This is a genomic window from Vibrio sp. Vb1166, from assembly GCF_033338695.1.
GTDB lineage: Bacteria > Pseudomonadota > Gammaproteobacteria > Enterobacterales > Vibrionaceae > Vibrio > Vibrio alginolyticus.
Genome location: NZ_JAWOTE010000014.1, coordinates 76,333 through 93,973, shown reverse-complemented (window position 1 = coordinate 93,973; position 17,641 = coordinate 76,333). Strand labels below are relative to the sequence as shown.

13 protein-coding genes are annotated in these 17,641 nt (G+C 45.9%); 8 read left to right on the top strand and 5 right to left on the bottom strand.

The window, feature by feature from the left end:
* The first annotated feature begins 290 nt into the window (after positions 1–290).
* The 3 genes from R7E51_RS15235 (at position 291) to R7E51_RS15225 (ending at position 7,332) form a co-directional block, all read left to right on the top strand.
* On the top strand, positions 291–2,624 hold the full coding sequence (locus R7E51_RS15235; RefSeq protein WP_064354146.1) for a YgiQ family radical SAM protein: 2,334 nt from the start codon (positions 291–293) through the stop codon (positions 2,622–2,624).
* A gap of 262 nt (positions 2,625–2,886) precedes the next feature.
* Positions 2,887–6,384 carry a T6SS effector BTH_I2691 family protein gene (locus tag R7E51_RS15230; RefSeq protein ID WP_206957912.1) on the top strand — a complete coding sequence of 1,166 codons (3,498 nt, stop codon included), beginning with the start codon at positions 2,887–2,889 and terminating at the stop codon, positions 6,382–6,384.
* A gap of 3 nt (positions 6,385–6,387) precedes the next feature.
* On the top strand, positions 6,388–7,332 hold the full coding sequence (locus tag R7E51_RS15225) for a hypothetical protein (RefSeq protein WP_167415325.1): 945 nt from the start codon (positions 6,388–6,390) through the stop codon (positions 7,330–7,332).
* Positions 7,333–7,465: 133 nt separating this feature from the next.
* On the opposite strand, the gene R7E51_RS15220 is transcribed toward R7E51_RS15225, so the two are convergent.
* From R7E51_RS15220 to R7E51_RS15210, 3 genes are read right to left on the bottom strand one after another with little or no spacing between them, the layout of a single operon-like run.
* Complete coding sequence (locus tag R7E51_RS15220) at positions 7,466–7,882, bottom strand: GtrA family protein (RefSeq protein ID WP_017820493.1); 417 nt, start codon at positions 7,880–7,882, stop codon at positions 7,466–7,468.
* A gap of 4 nt (positions 7,883–7,886) precedes the next feature.
* Positions 7,887–9,293 carry an ArnT family glycosyltransferase gene (locus R7E51_RS15215; RefSeq protein ID WP_206957913.1) on the bottom strand — a complete coding sequence of 469 codons (1,407 nt, stop codon included), beginning with the start codon at positions 9,291–9,293 and terminating at the stop codon, positions 7,887–7,889.
* Positions 9,294–9,295: 2 nt separating this feature from the next.
* Positions 9,296–10,336, bottom strand: coding sequence for a glycosyltransferase family 2 protein (locus tag R7E51_RS15210; protein ID WP_017634706.1), 1,041 nt, complete (start codon positions 10,334–10,336; stop codon positions 9,296–9,298).
* 152 nt (positions 10,337–10,488) lie between these two features.
* On the opposite strand from R7E51_RS15210, the gene R7E51_RS15205 reads away from it, so the two are divergent.
* The 3 genes from R7E51_RS15205 to R7E51_RS15195 all read left to right on the top strand — a co-directional run bounded on the left by R7E51_RS15205 (position 10,489) and on the right by R7E51_RS15195 (position 13,455).
* Positions 10,489–11,166, top strand: coding sequence for a response regulator transcription factor (locus R7E51_RS15205; protein WP_005389368.1), 678 nt, complete (start codon positions 10,489–10,491; stop codon positions 11,164–11,166).
* The gene (locus R7E51_RS15200) at positions 11,163–12,449 is read left to right on the top strand and encodes a sensor histidine kinase (RefSeq protein ID WP_053304264.1); all 1,287 of its coding nucleotides are present in this window, start codon (positions 11,163–11,165) and stop codon (positions 12,447–12,449) included. Before R7E51_RS15205 ends, R7E51_RS15200 begins: the two co-directional genes overlap by 4 nt.
* A gap of 109 nt (positions 12,450–12,558) precedes the next feature.
* Positions 12,559–13,455 (top strand): 1-aminocyclopropane-1-carboxylate deaminase/D-cysteine desulfhydrase, encoded by an 897-nt coding sequence (locus R7E51_RS15195; protein WP_031810409.1) that lies wholly within the window; start codon positions 12,559–12,561, stop codon positions 13,453–13,455.
* Between the two features lie 39 nt (positions 13,456–13,494).
* Here R7E51_RS15195 and R7E51_RS15190 read toward each other — a convergent pair whose 3' ends face one another.
* Both R7E51_RS15190 and R7E51_RS15185 read right to left on the bottom strand, forming a co-directional pair.
* Entirely contained in the window at positions 13,495–14,037 is a 543-nt protein-coding gene (locus R7E51_RS15190) for a hydrolase (protein WP_005457944.1), read from the bottom strand.
* 150 nt (positions 14,038–14,187) lie between these two features.
* A complete protein-coding gene (locus R7E51_RS15185; RefSeq protein WP_017634710.1) occupies positions 14,188–15,048 on the bottom strand; it encodes a LysR family transcriptional regulator in 861 nt (286 codons plus the stop codon).
* A gap of 99 nt (positions 15,049–15,147) precedes the next feature.
* Here R7E51_RS15185 and R7E51_RS15180 point away from each other — a divergent pair, with 99 nt between their 5' ends.
* Both R7E51_RS15180 and R7E51_RS15175 read left to right on the top strand, forming a co-directional pair.
* The gene (locus R7E51_RS15180; RefSeq protein ID WP_017820498.1) at positions 15,148–16,212 is read left to right on the top strand and encodes an HlyD family secretion protein; all 1,065 of its coding nucleotides are present in this window, start codon (positions 15,148–15,150) and stop codon (positions 16,210–16,212) included.
* Between the two features lie 9 nt (positions 16,213–16,221).
* The gene (locus R7E51_RS15175) at positions 16,222–17,241 is read left to right on the top strand and encodes a DUF2955 domain-containing protein (protein WP_017820499.1); all 1,020 of its coding nucleotides are present in this window, start codon (positions 16,222–16,224) and stop codon (positions 17,239–17,241) included.
* Positions 17,242–17,641: the final 400 nt, after the last annotated feature.

Genomic DNA, 17,641 nt, shown 5'->3' with positions numbered 1-17,641 from the left:
CAGAGCAGCTCAGCCTTTTGCATTTAATATGCACTAATTTGATTATAGGCTTTACCCCACATAAGCACACCATTGCTTATGCTTTGTATTAAGATTGCGACATTTTTCATGAACCGATCTATAACCATGAGGCTTTCAAGGTGAAATTAGACAGAAAATCGCCGATAGAGCATTGATATTTTTACAAACCAAATAAAACTCGATGAACTAAGCTTGAATAGATGAGTTTGTTATAGATACCTGATAATCAAATCGCTATAATTCGCGCTCCCTGGAACAGAGAGCAAAATATGACCAATAACATCACTCCTATTCATGAGTACAAAAAATACTGGGCAGAGTGTTTTGGTACGGCACCTTTCTTGCCGACCAGTCGCAAAGAAATGGATGCCCTAGGATGGGATAGCTGTGACATTATCATTGTAACCGGTGACGCTTATGTGGATCACCCAAGCTTTGGTATGGCTATCATTGGCCGCCTGCTAGAAGCACAAGGTTTCCGTGTCGGTATCATTGCTCAACCAGAATGGCAAAATAAAGATGCGTTCATGCAACTTGGTAAGCCAAATCTGTTCTTCGGGATCACTGCGGGTAACATGGACTCCATGATCAACCGTTACACCGCGGATAAAAAACTTCGTCACGATGACGCGTACACACCGAATAACGAAGGTGGTAAACGCCCAGACCGCGCGACTTTGGTTTACTCTCAGCGTTGTCGTGAGGCTTACAAAGAAGTACCTATTGTTTTAGGTGGTATCGAAGCCAGCCTACGCCGTGTGGCACACTACGATTACTGGTCAGATAAAGTTCGTCGTTCAGTACTGTTTGATGCAAAAGCAGACATCCTACTTTTTGGTAACGCAGAACGCGCACTTGTCGAAGTAGCACATCGCATCGCAAACGGCGAAGACATCAGCACCATGACCAATATTCGTGGTACTGCTGTGAACTTGCCAGCGGCGCCAGAAGGCTACACGGTTATTGATTCTTCTCGCATTGAAAAACCTCGTAAAGAAGCGTTCGTACCAAAGAACCCATACGAAGTAGAAACTCAGTGTGAAACTAAAAAAGACGAGCCAGTTGCACAACCAATCACGATTCGCCCATCACGCCACGATGCTGCGACGACTGCGGTCCGTTTACCTTCGTTTGAAAAGCTAAGAAACGATCGCATTCTTTATGCGCATGCAAGCCGTGTACTGCATTTAGAAACGAACCCGTACTCTGGTCGAGCGTTACTTCAAAGCCATGGTGATCGTGAACTTTGGGTAAACCAAGCTCCAATTCCATTGACGACCGAAGAGATGGACTTTGTGTTTGGCCTGCCTTACGCGCGTGTCCCTCACCCTATGTACGGGAAAGCAAAAATTCCTGCGTACGACATGATCAAGACGTCTGTAAACATCATGCGTGGTTGCTTTGGTGGCTGTTCTTTCTGTTCGATTACCGAGCATGAAGGTCGAATCATTCAAAACCGTTCGAAAGAGTCTATCATCAACGAGATTGAAGAAATTCGCGACAAAGTTCCAGGCTTTACCGGCACAATTTCCGATCTTGGTGGCCCGACTGCAAACATGTACCGCCTGGGCTGTAAAGATCCAAAAGCGGAAGCGAACTGTCGTCGTCCTTCTTGTGTATTCCCGGGCATCTGTAACAAGCTAAACACAGACCACAAACACACGATCGATTTATACCGCGAAGCGCGTAAAGTTGAAGGCGTGAAGAAAGTGATGGTTGCATCTGGCGTACGTTACGACCTTGCGATTGAATCACCAGAATACGTGAAAGAGCTCGTGACTCACCACGTGGGCGGTTACTTGAAGATTGCACCGGAACATACAGAGAAAGGTCCTCTTGATCTGATGATGAAGCCAGGCATGGGTACGTACGATCGCTTTAAAGAGATGTTCGAGAAATACAGTGCAGAAGCAGGCAAGAAGCAGTACTTAATCCCTTATTTTATCTCTGCGCACCCAGGCACAGAAGACGAAGACATGCTGAACCTTGCTCTGTGGCTGAAAAAGAACAACTTCGAATGTGACCAAGTACAAAACTTCTACCCTTCGCCAATGTGTAACGCAACGTCGATGTACTACTCAGAGACAAACCCTCTGAAACGCGTGAAGTACAAAAAACGTGAAGATGTACCTGTAGCAAAAGGTGAACGTCAACGTCGCCTGCATAAAGCGCTGTTGCGTTATCACGATCCAGCAAACTGGCCAATGATCCGTGAAGCCCTAGTCAGTATGGGTAAAAAACATTTGATCGGTGACAAACAAGGCTGTCTCGTTCCTGCGGAAGACATTGAAGCACAAACACCTGCGCAACGTCGTAAATCTGGTCGTCACGGGGCAAACCGCTTTGCAACCAAACATACCAAAAACCAACCAGGCTTCGGTGGTCATTTGAACAAACGTTCTGAAGGCGGTTCAAAAGATGGTAAACCATCTGGCAACCGTAACGGTTCGGGTAAAGCTACAGGTGGTCAACGCCCTGCAAGCAACGGCCAACGTCCTAGCGGCAACGGTGCAAACCGCCCGGCAGGTAGCAAGCCGCAAGGCCAAGGTCGCCCACAAGGACAAAGCAAACCAGCTGGTCAACGTAAACCAAAGCGTCGCTAACTCTTTAGCACTTAAATACTAGAAAGGGCTCCAGAGGTAACTCTGGAGCCCTTTTGTTTTGTCGGCTCATTGAGGCATCACTCACAACTAAAACTTTGATTCAATCAATACAAAAAATGGTAAACACCAACCAACTTATTGGAAAAACAAACAATTATTTGATTGACGCAAAACCATAAAAATCTAACTCATTGATTTTTAATTGCTTTATTTTGGTGCGATATTTGCGTAATAGAATAAAACTCTTAAACATGGGCTAACGATGAATAATCCACTTCCCCCAAAAACTTCTATGTTCTGGTATGACAACAGCTATACCTATGAGGAGGCCGTTCAGGCATTTGAAAGCGATGGTACACTGAAATCGCTGAATATCGTTCCAACCACGGAATCCGATGATCTTGCTGGCTCACCCCCAGAGCGCAGTATGTTTTGGGAGGGAGAAACAAAAAAAATCGATCCGCCACCGCCGTCTGAACCAGAGCCTCTCAATTTAAAAACTGAGAAAGAAGCAACGGAAGCATCACCTGCGCACTTTATCCCAGTCCGCTATGCCATCGATCAGCTAGAAACAGAAGAGACACAACCTTTTGGTTTGCCTGAAGAATGGAAAGGGCAAGGCCCAGCCAAACTCAATACCGTTGGTTACACCCTGCGTCAACTGCGCGACGGTTGGCTGTATGTCTATGATGCAATCAACAAAAGCTTAGACGAATACGAAATCAAAGGAACGCAATTCACGCTCTATAAGTTGGGAGAATCAGAAAGCCCAAAATCAGAGCAGCGTGGGACACCACAAGATGCAAAGCCCTTCCTTACTTACGTCAACGGAAGCGTACTATCGATTTGCTTCTCTGAGCACCGGTGGACATGGCACACGTTCATGCGCGTACTTAACAATCCGAGTAATCATATCGATCGCATGCAAACCATTGTTCTGTCCTCAAACGAGAATCAGCACAACATTGCACCAATAGATAAGTTAACCCAAGTCGCTGATATTGAATCTTCTGCCGTCGATGATGGTCGCTTTGCGGATTCTGGCATCGCCACCAAAGCAGATGAAGATGGTTCTGTCTTTAAACCTGTCGCAGTCGAAAGCGATTTAACCTCTGCGATTCCAGAAGAAGAATCAGGCTACTTCGTCGCGATAAAAGATTACGCCGCAGACATTCAAGATATGTCACTGCATTTTGTTGGTGCCGCAAGCCCTTACCGCCTTTTCACTGACCAGTTTTCAAACCAGTGGAACTTGATGCAGACCGCCATGCAACTGTGTATGTTTGGTGCAAGTGACGAGATAGACATGCCAGCTAGCGTTAAGCGTAACGGCGAAGAGCTGTCGTTTTATACCGACATGGCTGACTATTATGACTCCTCTCACCAACTTGATTTGGCAGAGCAGAACAAAAGCTCAGTTCAGTCCGGCTATCCTGCTAAATTTTCCGCTGGAGCGATTGAATCACACCAACATACCCAAAGTGACATTGCTAAAGCGATACAGGACAAATATCGAATTTCTGCGAGCCGTTTTGGTAAATACGAACAATGGATAGCGACTGAACGCTGGCGTCAGCAGCTCAACTGGAAGCAAATGCTGAGCGAGATGCAAGAGCTGTCAGAACAAAAAGAAACCATGCTAGCCCAAGTGGTTTCGGTCAAACGCGACTTTATTGCTGTAATGGAATCTTTGACACCTCATCATCTTGAGAGAACCTTCGACCTATACAGCGAAGACACGCAGTACAGCTTGTATCAACTGCACAAGCAAGCCGTTGAGTCATTTACTCTGGTGATGCAAGAAGAAGACCGCCAATGGGCTGAAAGCCAATGGGAAAGACCAACCAGTTTACTTGCTCTCTATGCCTCTGGGTTTAGTCGTAGTTTATTTAAAGTGATGGAGAAGAATATTACAGAGGCACTTGATGAACAGTCGATCGTCTCAGAAAATCCTGATCCTGATAATCAGTTGATGGACCAGATATCTGATACCAGCAACCGCGTGAATATGTACTCTAAGATCATGGACTTTGTTTCCAACCCAAACACTGCGGAAACAGCCTTTCTCAAAGATATCGCCAAAGGTTTCCAAGAGCTGGATATTATTTTTAAATCTGCAATAGGTGCGCTTGCAAAAGGCGTTGTAGAGTTTGGTGTTAGCATGACCTCACAAGTATCAATTTCGCTGATGCCTGTTTTCGCTAAACCTCTGAACCGTCATAGCTATTATTTATTTGCCGTTATTGCAGAACATATGGCACACAATATGCCCGTAACAATAAAAGAAGGTTACGCTCACGATTTTAAAAAATGGAAAACACGCGTAAATGATTATCTGATTAAGCTCGAAAAAAACGATGCAATCATTGCTGACTTCCAGAAAAATAACCGCAAAGCTGACTCTAAATACACAACAGCTTTAGAAAATAGAAAGACTATTAAGAAGGCTCTCGCTGTAGCTACATTGGAGTACCCGCAGTACATTGAGTTACCTGATGATCTACCTCAAAGAACCATCGAGCTTAGAACGCGGATCGTGATGAATAAGCTCAATGATTTGAATAAACTGTTCGAGAATGCCGGTGGTCTAGGCTTTCTGGCATTAATATTTAACTGCATCGCGCTTGGTGATGCCATGAGCAGTATTCAAGACACGGGGTTAATGTCCTCAGATGAATTTTTGGATATCCAGCAAAAGTTATTTTACACAGTCAACGCTTGGACAGGTGTTCGTACAGGTAAGTTATGGGAGAAAGTGAAGGGTGAACCTAGGTTAAGGTCACATTCATATAATGTCTTAAAAAAGTTAGTGAATAGAAACGAAGATACCTTTAAAAACTTAAACCTTGATGACCTAAAGGTATTCAATAAATGGCTAGCAATCACAGGGGCTTTAGGTGCGTTAGCTTCGGGTATTGAGGCTTACCGTTCTTGGCAGAGTGCTGACAAAGTTTATGGTCAAGAAAAATATCTGCATGTAGCAAATTCCCTAGTATTAACAGCAATGTCAGCTGTCGGTATATTCCAAGTATACGGAGGGTTAACTGGACAATTTGCATTAAACTTATCCTTTGGCGGGCCTATAACGGCCGGCCTGGTTATTCTCACGATTGCATACCTAGCCATCAATTATAAGTTGAATAAACTGAAACAAGATGATTTCCAAAAATGGTTAGATAAACTGCCTTGGGGTTATCACCCGACTCGCACTCAGTGGAGCCAATCTTCGAGCTTACCCGAACGAGAGAAGCATAATTCAGCATTGGTTCAGCAAGCGCTGTTTGACTTACAATCTATTATTCAACAGCCTACGGTATACCATCAACCTATTGAAAAAGTACAAGCTTACCCAGGTTACACACATCGTGAGTTAATCGGTTTGGAAGTGCATATTCAACTGCCAAGGCGTGCTGCAACGAATGGTATTACGTTGAGAACTAACAGCAAGGCAACAGAAGATGATTTGATGTCAGGCTCGTGGCATCAAAACGCAGATTTAGTCACGCTACAAACTCAAGATCAAGCGAGCAAAGAATCACTGGTGTACAAAGTAACCTTGCCAATTGAAGAAGCAGATCATTACCTTGCAATGCAAGTAGCTTACGATGTGGAAGATGATGCCCCTGCTAAGCGTGAGTATTGGTTCCAAAACGGCATAAAACAGAGTGCAACTTATGGCATTATTTCAGACAATATCAAACAAGACATAATTAAAAAAACACTCACCCCCGCTGTTGGCACACTAGGTTTTCAGGAGTAACCCTTGGCATATTCACCGTTTTATATCACCCCAGAAGAATTGGCGGTTTATCAAGAAGCACAAGAGCAAGAGATTCTCAAAGGGGACAATTTAACAACATGGCATAAGTATGATGTAGAAGAGCCATTTCGCTACCATTACAAGTTAACGGCTTTGCCATTTATGAGCTTCTTATTTGGAATTGTATTTTTGACACACTCAAGTGATACGCTTGTCGTGACCTTTTTTGGCCTTATCTTGTCAGTAATGATGGCCGGGATCTTTTATCTTACGATTGGCCTCGACTATCGCTATGACTATATCTTTTCTGACAAAGGCTTTGTGATGAAGAAGCGTCGCAACATGCCTAAGTGGGCGAATACCGCCACACAAGCCGTTGGCTGGATCGGTGCGGTAGTTTGCGTTTTGATGGTAGCGGTAGTTGGCCCGATGGCGTTAGCTGGAGCGGGCGCTCTTATTTTATTCTCATTTGGTATGTTAAAACGCAAGCCCGATGAACCAACAGAAGTGAGAATTGGAGAGCGTGAAGATTGGTTGTTTGCCGACTACAACAAAAAGCGCAAAGTGATCCAGTTCTACTTTAAGCAGGATAAGTGTGAATATATCGATATGGAACACAACACTATTGTCCGTTCACATAGTAGATCTGATTGCTACGTATTTTTCAAAACTGAAACGGACTTAGAATCGATGGTAAATCAGTTAGCTACGGAATATAAGCTGGATTGTACAGAGGTAGATGACCACAAAAAGCTGTTTGAATCGAAGCCAGAAGCTAGACTGTTTAACATTCCTGTTTGTAATAGAGAATATAAAGCCGATGAGGTATTTGATTTAAGAGCATCAAATGCCCCGCTTCCTGAGCGTGAATACCTTTACAACGGTAAGTGGCAAACCGAGTCTGAAATCGAACAATCAAAATCTGAACTAACGGCAGCCAAGGTATAAACCTTGGCTTATTTACCTTTTTACATCCCCCATGAAAAGCTTTAGGTTTACTCTGATGTACAAAAAGAAAAATTGGTTCAAATAACGAATTTTTAACTCGAGGATAGGATAGTAAGCCCGAACCTTTCTATCCTCAACTAAACACCCATTTTGCACTGAGTAAATAGTTACTCACCATGCCTGCCAATATGCCTAAGATCAAAGCCAAATAGACCATCACCCCTTGCGTTCCTAGCGCGAGCGTTACGCCTTTGAACACAATAAAGTTCGGCAAAGCACTGATACAGGCACTCGCCATAAATTTTTGCCATTGAGCGAAAGGGTTGGTTTTTTCTGCTTGAGAGAAAGTCAGCCAGCGATTGCCAAGCCAAGTCGTGGTTGCTGCAAACAAAAATGCTATCCCACGAGCCAGCATCAACTCCAGACCAAACCAATGGAACAACACAGAAAAGATAAGGGTGTCGACCATAAAGCCGACACCACCTACCAGAGCAAACCTTGTTAACGAAGCAAACCTTTCCAGCGAAGCAAATTTTGGTAATTTGCGCATTCCGTTATCCAACCACACAGGTGTAGAGTGAGCGTTTCGATTTTACTGTGAACTCGTTGGTACAACTCAACGCATTTTCATGAATCATGCTATCCACTTGCTGCGATTTACCAATCAGGTGGAATTTCTTCAGATTGTTTAAGTCATTCTTATCTTCAAGCTTTTTCGCCTGACCATGACTATAGAACTGGCCTGAGAACGGGCGCTTACCAATATAAAAGACCGGAGCGTTGTCATTAATTTGCGCGAAGATTATGCGGTCGCTGCGGCTATCTGCTTTGCCCATATTCAAAACCAACATCGCAATCATAAGCAGGGCTGGCAACACCGCTGCCGTTCCGGTCAACCATTTGAAATCGTGTTTATCCACCAGCATTGCAATCAAGATACCCAACGCAGGCACACCCGGTAGCACGTAAGCAGGCAAAATATTCCCAGCCATGGTGAACAAGATCATTGGAGAAATCAACCAACACATCAGGAAGCTAAACAAACCTTGATGATCGGTTTCAATGGCTTTGAGTACCTTACGACGTTTCCACGCCAAGATAGGCAATACAATTGACCAAGGCGCAGCCGACTGTAGCCAGAATACCCAGATCATCCCACGTGGTTGATCATGAGCAGAACCATACAGATCCCCTTCCCAACCGCTGACAACAAAACGCTTAAAGTGCTCGCCAACAATGAAGTAATCAATAAATCCAGGCGTCGCCACTTCAGCCATGATGTACCAAGGTAGAGCAATCGCCAGCATGAGCGCCAACCCCGACACAATTGGAAAACGCTGCCACAAGGCTTTTAAGGCACCAAAGAAACCATGCTGAATCACGAGCCAAGGAAATACTGCGATGCCCATGATCACGATCGCCACTGGACCTTTCGCTAACAGCCCGCAAGCCAAGCCAAAGAAACCGAGGTAACCCCACAATCGGCTGTGTTTGTCTTTGCCAAGCCAGCAATAGTAAAAACCAACCATCGCCATCGTCATTGCCAACGTCAGTGCCATGTCTGTCATCACCGCACCCGCCGCAATTGAAAAGATGCCACACGTCGCCAGTACCAACGCTGCGATGACAGCATTAAAGCCTGCACGATGCGCCATGAAAGCAACAAAAACAATCGTCGCAACACCCGCTAACCAATGAGGCGCGCGCACTGCAAATTCATTCAATCCAAACAGCTCAATGCCGTAAGCACTCATCCACGTGAACAGGGGGGGCTTCCCCCAAAAAGGCACGCCGTAATCAAACTGTGGGGTAAGCCAATTGCCGGTTTCCACCATTAAGCGCGCCATTTCGCCGTAGCGGGCTTCTGTGGTGTCCATCAAAGGGTAAGCAGCAAGTGAAATAAGACGGAGTAAAAGAGCAAACGCCAACAACAACCACAAATGGGTTTTATTAATACTCATGATTACGCGGTTTCTCCAAGTTTAAACTTCATGGTTTGGATGGATTGATGTTTTGCAGGCTGCTCGTAAACGGACTGAACAAGATAAAGAGGACGTTGCTTGGTCTCGACAAAAATGCGGCCAATGTACTCGCCCAAAAGGCCAATCGACAGCAGTTGCACACCGCCCAAGGCAAGTTGGACGACCATCATGGATGGGTAACCAGTGACGGGTTCACCAAACACAACGGTTTTCATCACTATGAATGCGCCATAGATAAAGGCACTGAACGCCACTAACGCACCAGCAAGTGTCGCTAAGCGCAAAGGGCGAATGGAAAACGAGGTAATGCCGTCCATTGCAAGGCCAATCAGCTTGAGATAGTTCCATTTGGTCTCACCACAGAAACGAGCGTCACGCTCAAACTGAACCGTCACTTGCTTGAAACCCGGCCAAGAAAAAATGCCCTTCATGTATCGGTTACGTTCTGGCAGCGCATTGATGTGCTTAACCACTTTTGCGCTCAGTAGACGGAAATCGCCCACGTTCTCAGGCACATCCAATTTCGCCATGCTGTTAAGCACTTTGTAAAAGCAAGCGGCCGAGAAGCGTTTGAACCAAGTTTCACCGTGGCGCTCGCTGCGCTGCATGTTCACCACGTCATACCCTTCACGCCATTTTGATACCATTTGCGGGATCAACTCAGGCGGGTCTTGCAAGTCGGCATCAATCACGATCACCGCTTCACCTTGACAGTGTTCCAGACCCGCACTCATGGCGGACTCTTTGCCGAAGTTACGGCTTAGTGCAATACAACGAACGTCGCTAGAAGATTGAGAAAAGTTTTGCGCGATCATTAGGCTCTCGTCTTTGCTGCCGTCGTCCACATAAACGATTTCACAGCGTTCTGGCATTTCATCCAAAACGGCGGCTAAACGACGATGAAATTCAGGTAAGACTTCTTGCTCGTTAAAGAATGGCACCACAACAGACAAAACTGTTTTAGGCTCAGTGTGTTGGCTCACCTTTGAAAAGGTTGCAGCGTGAATGTTGAAGGTTGACATGCTACTCTTCCACTAAATCCGATGAATGAATCCAGTCTACAAACATCAACGTGAAAGAGATGTTATTGACATCTTTTTCACGTCCTTAGTGAATAATGTTCGGTTAAAAAGAAGTCTTATTTTCGAACACCTGCCCACTTGGAGAGAAATACATGAAACGCGTACTTTTAGTCGAAGATAATCGAGAAATCGCAGGCATGCTGTTCGATTATTTTGAGTGTGCAGGTATGGAACTCGATTATGCAGACAACGGCGAGCTCGGCCTGAAACTGGCGATGGAAAACACCTTCGACATCATCTTGCTCGACCTCATGCTGCCACGCATGGATGGCCTGACCATGTGTAATAAACTTCGCGATGCGGGCAACAACACACCAGTGCTTATGCTGACTGCACTCGATAGCCGTGACGATATGCTCAAAGGCTTCCAACACGGTGCGGATGACTATCTGACCAAACCCTTCGATCTGGATATTCTTGAAGCGCGCATGATGGCACTGATCCGTCGTTACCGTGGCACTGTCGCGTCGAGCAAGTTGGAATACGGCGAAGTCTCTATCGACCAAAAAACGCGTAAAGCTTACCGCCAAGATAAACTGCTAGCGCTAAACCCAACCACATACACCATTCTGGAAATGCTTGTGAAAAGCGCACCAGATGTGGTGACACGCGAAGAAATCGCCTTCCAACTTTGGCAAGAGAACGAGCCGAACAACGACGTTCTGCGCAGCCACATTTACCAACTTCGCAACCAACTTGATAAGCCATTTGAACAACATGTGCTTATCACCGTGCCGAAAGTTGGCTTCCGCTTGGAGACTGGTGCATGATCAATCGCTTACTTGCTAGCACGCAAAGCACACAAAGTATGACAGGGCGACTCGCTCTGTTTTTCTCTTTTGTGTCGGTCGTGATTGGCATCTTCTGCTTTTTGTTGATTACCGGCTCCCTGCTTTGGTCTGAAGACCGCGTGGGCGAGCGTCGTATTATGGTCGACAAAAAAGAAGCGATTGAACATTTCCAGTCTCATCCAGAGCAAGGCAGTATTCAGCTTGATCTGCTCACCACCGCTTACAACGACATCTCACTGGTTGCCGAGCGCTACCAAAAATACCTGATTGGTCAAAAGCACTTTCTTGATGAAGTAGAAGACGGTGAATACTCGCGCATGGTTTACATGAGTACTTACACCTACAAAGGCGTTGAACATCCTGTGATCCTGGTTTCCTTGATTGATGAAATCGAGATCACCTCAGAGGAATTCATTCTCGTCGTCGCGATGGTATTGTCCATTGTCGCCGTGCTGGTGTTCCTGTTTGGTAGCCTCCTACTGCGCTTATCACAACGCTTGATTGAACCCGTCAATGCGCTTAAAACTCAACTCGACCATCATCAAGGCGATGCTACGCAAACTTTTAGCGTGCCAGAGGGATCAGCCAAAGAGTTCCAAACCCTCGCGGATGAGTTGAATGAGTATCGCCACAAAATCAACCAAGTCATCAAGCGTGAGCAAGCCTTTGCACGATACGCAAGCCATGAATTGCGTACACCGTTAACCGTAATGAAAGGCTCAAGCAGCTTACTGGCGAGAAGTGCGAACACGGATTTCCAGACCCGCCAAGTGAACCGAATTCAAGATGCAACGCAGCAGATGTCGACCATGGTGGATGCCCTACTCGGCTTAGTACGTTACGAGCGTAATGCAGATGATTCACCAGTGCGCAGCATCACCGAAGAAGAACTCAACCAAATAATCTTCCAAAGCCAAGCTCAGGCGGATGAGAAAGCACTCAGCTTTGATGTGCAGATCGACGGTAACCCAAGAACGCGCGCGACTAATGCTGTGTTGACCATTATTCTTGGCAACCTGATTCGCAACGGCATCGCCGCGACACCATCGGGAGCAATTCATATCAATATGGATGAAAACACCATCTCGGTGCGCGATGAAGGTGAAGGCTTTTCGACCATTCCACATTCTGATGGGCACGGATTAGGTTTGATGATTGTGGACGATTTGTGCCAACGCTATGGCTGGCAATTTAAGATTGGTACACATCCAGAGGGTGGTTGTGAAGCAGTAATTAACCTCGCAACAGAACATCAGGAATAACCGAAATGGAAGTCCTGAAACCCAGACTTTTTATCTGGGTTTAATGGCGTTACACTACGCGCCCTTTATAAATGGCAAAGGTGACACGGTTTATTCCGTCAGCATCGACATGAAACTCTCAGAAAGTCCTATCACCCAACATAGCTTTAATGGGCGCAAATTTTTCCTTAAACGTGACGACATGCTCCACTCCCACTTTTCTGGGAACAAAGCACGTAAGTTTATGACGTTAATGGAAGAGCAAAATCCCGACATCACCACGTTAATAAGCTTTGGCTCCGCTCAATCTAATGCCATGTACTCGCTAGCGGCTCTCGCCCAGATTAAAGGTTGGGCATTTGAGTTTTATGTTCATCACATTCCATCTTGGCTAAAAAGCTCCCCCATCGGAAACTATCGCGGCGCTCTCGATTTGGGTATGAAAATCACCGCCATGCAAGACATCGGTAGCGAACTTCACCCTAGTGAATACATCCACCAGGTACGAAGAGTAGATGAGTCGACATTGCTGATTCCAGAGGGTGGACGTTCCCACCTCGCTGAAGCTGGCATCAAACAGTTAGCACGAGAAATTCTTGATTGGACGCGATTGAGAGGTAAAGAGCAGTTTACGGTCGCCCTGCCATCAGGTACTGGCACGACGGCTTTATATCTTCATAAACATTTAAGCCCACACGGCATAGAAGTGCTAACTTGCCCTTGCGTAGGCGATGCAGATTACTTAACTGAGCAGTTCAACCAGCTCGGTGAAAACAGCCACCCAACCATTTTAACCGTGCGCAACAAACACCATTTTGGTCGCTTGTACGAAGAAGATTACATCACATGGAAAGCACTCTTTGAGCAAACCGACCTCGAATTTGACCTGTTATACGACCCGTATATGTGGCAATGCCTCACCCCTTGGTTGGAAGAGAACACAGATAAAACGGTGATTTATATTCACCAAGGCGGGTTACTTGGCAACGAGTCGATGTTGCCAAGATATCAACGAGAATTTGAATAGCGTGTTCAAATAAAGTTGTTGCTGATTACAGTGATTCCACTATTTGATGAGCGCCAGAATTTCTTTGAATTCAGGTGCTCGGCAATCTTCGACCATTTCATACAAACACATTTCTAACCCAGTGAGCACCACACCGTTAGCGGTTAACTTCGCAAGAGCGAGCGCTTTATTGGCAGCGGTTCGGGAAGAGACACAATCCGTGACTAATTCAACGCGATAACCGGACTGGCGCAGAGAAACCGCGGTTTGATAGACGCAAATGTGGGATTCAATACCGCAAACCAACCAGGTATCAACTTTCGCGTTCTCCACCGCGACCTTAAACGTCGCCTCTTTGCAACCATCAAACGTGTACTTGGTAATAGGTAAATGCGTGCTTTCAAGCACTTCACGAATCGGCTCCGCGGTTGGGCCCAACCTTTCTGGATTCTGTTCTAGCCACAGAATAGGCAAATCTAGTGCTTTGGCGCCCTTTACCAGTTTCGTGATATTTTCAATCAGTGCGTCGCTTTCATGCATTAATGTAGCGAGTTTGCCCTGAACATCCACCACAATCAGGCCCGTGTTTCCTTTCGATAACATTTCCATCTCCTATCTTGTGCGACCACAAACCATACTCAACAAGTTGAGCAAAAGTTAATGTATCAGAACCCTTTCATGTTAGAGCAATAAAACCTAGAAAGATGACCTTCGCTCACACATTTGCCCTTAGGTAAGAGTGGTTTGAACTGACTATTTAAATTTCTCTCGAATTAGTTCAATCAAGGCTTTGACTTTATTGGGCAGAAATAAGGCCGAGGGATAAATCAGAGTAAGATGCTGCTTCGGATGCGCGAATTGAGGCAGCACCTCGACCAACAAACCGTCTCTCAGTGCAGGCTTGGAATGAATTTGAGGAATAAACGCGATGCCGTTTCCTGCTATCGCCATCGAGCGCAGCAAGTTGAGGTCATCCGAACGCAACGCCACATGCAGATCTGAATCGAGCAAATCGGCATTGTAACGATTAGTTAAAAGGCGATGCTGCTTAAGATCTTCCACCGTTTTTACTGGCGGATGCGATTCTAGATAGGCTTTTGACGCAACAAAGTGACTACGATAAGGCAAAAGACTGAACTGCACATAGCTGTCATCGGTGACTTTGACCACGCTCGGAAGAAGCTGTAAATCAAACGATTGACGCTTGAGATCGACACTCTCTTGATGGTTTTCAATCTCGACCGAAATCTCCGGATACCGCGTTGTGTACTCGGTGATGATCGCGTTAAACGCGGCAGAGCTCATCAATGCGGAAGGAATGGCTAAACGCACCTTGCCCGTCAGCTCTTGTTGATATTCATGCATGGCATTTAAACCTTGCTGAATATGGTCAATAGGCTGCCCCACCAACTCAAACAAGCGTTTCCCGTGCTCCGTCAACTCAATGCTGCGTGTTGTGCGGATCAAAAGCTGTACCCCGAGCGATTTCTCTAATTCTTGCAGGCGACGACTCACTTTTGAGCGTTGTAGTTGATTCGCCTCTGCCGCTGCACTTATACCGCCGTGAACCACCGTCTGAGTGAATAGGTAAATATCATCAAAATTAACGTTCATTGTCCTATTTTTAGGTCATTTATGTTCGTATTATCATTCTACTGAATTGTGAGTAACTTCTCTATAATCCGCTATCCAATATGTTTAACGGAACTTGTAATGACGGCTGACCAAAAATTCAAACACTGGATGCGAACTTTGATTGTCCTGTTCATCGTACTATTTTTGTACATTATCATTGCTGACCGCCACGCCCCCTTAACGACCGAAGGACGAGTGCAAGGATACGTTGTCCAAGTCGCACCCGAGGTATCTGGTAAAGTGACCGACGTTCTCATCGAGAATAACCAGTCCGTTCAAAAAGGCGATGTGTTGTTTACGATTGATGATCGTAAATACAAGATAGCACTTGAACAGGCGGAGCTGTCTCTGCAATCCGCTTATGAAAAAGAAGCAACACTGTATTCTCAACGCGAAGCCGCTCTTGCCAATATTGCCCGCGCACGAGCGACATTTGATAATGCACACCGCGAGTACAACCGCTTACTGACACTATCGAAGCAGAAAGTCATCTCTCAATCGACACTCGATAATGCCTTTGCCCAAAATCAGGTATCACGTGCAGCGCTTAAAGCGGAACGACAAAACTTAAAAGTCATTGAGGCGCAATTAGGCGATCAAAAAGGTCAAAGCACCGCCGTTCGAATTGCCAAAAATGGCATCGAAAAGGCGCAACTTGATTTGGCAAATACCGCGGTACTCGCTCCCAGTGATGGTGTCGTGACCAACCTGCAACTAGAAGTTGGCACGATGGCAAACACCAACATGCCATTGCTGACATTTGTACCAACAGGATCACTCTGGGTAGCCGCTGATTTTCGTGAAAAATCCGTCGCGAACATAGACAAGACTTTCCACGCCTTGGTCACATTTGATGCCAACCCAGGTTCGGTGTACGACTTTGATTTAGCTAGCCGCGATTACGGTGTAGCAGCCGCACAACAAACGCCTAATGGCGCACTAACCAAAGTGGAAGTGAACAACCGCTGGGTACGTGATGCGCAGCGTACACGAGTGAACCTAACCAGCAGCGAAGAGTTACCACCAGCACTGTTTGTCGGCTCTCGCGCTACCATTGTTTTGTACCCAGACAACAGCATTTTCTGGCAGTTGATGGCGCAAGCACAGATTCACCTCGCAAGCTGGTTCCACTTCATTTACTAGGCGGCGACAATGAAAACCTTACGAATTTGGTTCGGCTGCTCTTTAGGGCTCGCGCTAAGCATGATCTTCGGTTGGTCTTACGGATTTTTTGCCATCATGATGCCGCTGTTTATATTGGGCAGAATGGACAACTTTAATCTTTCGGCTTTATTGATCGTGTTTTTCTCTGCGGTGTGGACAACCATACAAGCCACATTTTTGCTGGAATACTTGCAGTTTCATCCAACATTAATGACCGTAGCCGTCGGAATCATGATGCTGTTCAAGTGCATTGCAATGATGAACCAGAAAACCTATTTGTTTGGTTACATGGGGCTGTTGGTGGGTTCAATTGTGTTGAATTTTGCCAGCTATAACTTCATGGATATTGAAGAGTTCAACGTCAACATGTGGGTGATGGCGTTCAGCAATATTTTTGTTTGCACATTCGCGTATTGGTTGTTCCCGGAGCCAAAGTCCCCCACCGAGCACATTGAGATGTCGACCCCAGTGAAAAGCGATATTGACTACATCAGCCAAGTTGCCATGGGTTGGGTAGTGGCGATGGCGGCGTTTATCGTATTCCAAGTAGCGGACTTATATGACTCGTTATCCGCACAAGCTTCCATTTTGATCATCCTAACCCCAATGACTTTAGCAGGCTCGCTCGCCATGGCAAAAATTCGCATCATCGGCACCGCACTAGGCTGCATCGCAGGGATGGCTGTTCAGCTGATATTGGGCAGTTGGTATGGGCATGCGCTACTCTTTTGGCTCGCCTTTACCATTGCAATGGGGCCATTCTGCTTGTGGCTCACAAAGGGGCAAATTAAAGCGGCTATCGCGTTTTCTGCCATGTCTGCCCTATCGGTTCCGCTGACGACTTCATTGGTGCCAGAACAAAAAGACGCGTTCTTTTCGATCTTGTACCGTTTCAGCTCGATTTTCGTTGCTGTTCTGCTCACCGCGATGGTGATGTGGGTGGTGCATCACTGGATTCGTGTGATATTGCTAAAGCATCCTGAGATGAAGAACGTGGAGTTGAATTAAATCTGGCCGAGGCTGGAAACGGGAAATGTATGTCGCTCACTTTACTGTGAGCGGCATTTTTATTTAAAACGGTCACCCTGAACATTGAGGAACGAGCGTGGTTCAGGATCTACTCACCGAGTGCTGTAAAGTTCTAAGGTTATCGCCATTTTCCAGTGAGTTGTTAGTAGATTCCTAGTCTCGTCTAGACTCGCTGGAATGACCAAAATTTGAATACAAGCCAAATAGTTGGGTATGTGAGTAACGTATCTCTTAACATCCGTCATCCTGAACAGCGAGGGACGAGCGTGGTTCAGGATCTACTCACCGACTGCTTTGAAGTGCGAAAGTTATCGTCATTTCCTAGCGAGCAGTAACCCGATTCCTAGTCTCACTTAAACTAGCTGGAATGACGTTATCT

What these genes read in the sequence shown, in the direction of transcription:
- R7E51_RS15235 (WP_064354146.1), top strand. Translation starts at nt 291, where the DNA reads ATGACCAATAACATCACTCCTATTCATGAGTACAAAAAATACTGGGCA.
- R7E51_RS15230 (WP_206957912.1), top strand. Translation starts at nt 2,887, where the DNA reads ATGAATAATCCACTTCCCCCAAAAACTTCTATGTTCTGGTATGACAAC.
- R7E51_RS15220 (WP_017820493.1), bottom strand. Translation starts at nt 7,882, where the DNA reads ATGCGCAAATTACCAAAATTTGCTTCGCTGGAAAGGTTTGCTTCGTTA.
- R7E51_RS15215 (WP_206957913.1), bottom strand. Translation starts at nt 9,293, where the DNA reads ATGAGTATTAATAAAACCCATTTGTGGTTGTTGTTGGCGTTTGCTCTT.
- R7E51_RS15210 (WP_017634706.1), bottom strand. Translation starts at nt 10,336, where the DNA reads ATGTCAACCTTCAACATTCACGCTGCAACCTTTTCAAAGGTGAGCCAA.
- R7E51_RS15205 (WP_005389368.1), top strand. Translation starts at nt 10,489, where the DNA reads ATGAAACGCGTACTTTTAGTCGAAGATAATCGAGAAATCGCAGGCATG.
- R7E51_RS15200 (WP_053304264.1), top strand. Translation starts at nt 11,163, where the DNA reads ATGATCAATCGCTTACTTGCTAGCACGCAAAGCACACAAAGTATGACA.
- R7E51_RS15195 (WP_031810409.1), top strand. Translation starts at nt 12,559, where the DNA reads ATGAAACTCTCAGAAAGTCCTATCACCCAACATAGCTTTAATGGGCGC.
- R7E51_RS15190 (WP_005457944.1), bottom strand. Translation starts at nt 14,037, where the DNA reads ATGTTATCGAAAGGAAACACGGGCCTGATTGTGGTGGATGTTCAGGGC.
- R7E51_RS15185 (WP_017634710.1), bottom strand. Translation starts at nt 15,048, where the DNA reads ATGAACGTTAATTTTGATGATATTTACCTATTCACTCAGACGGTGGTT.
- R7E51_RS15180 (WP_017820498.1), top strand. Translation starts at nt 15,148, where the DNA reads ATGACGGCTGACCAAAAATTCAAACACTGGATGCGAACTTTGATTGTC.
- R7E51_RS15175 (WP_017820499.1), top strand. Translation starts at nt 16,222, where the DNA reads ATGAAAACCTTACGAATTTGGTTCGGCTGCTCTTTAGGGCTCGCGCTA.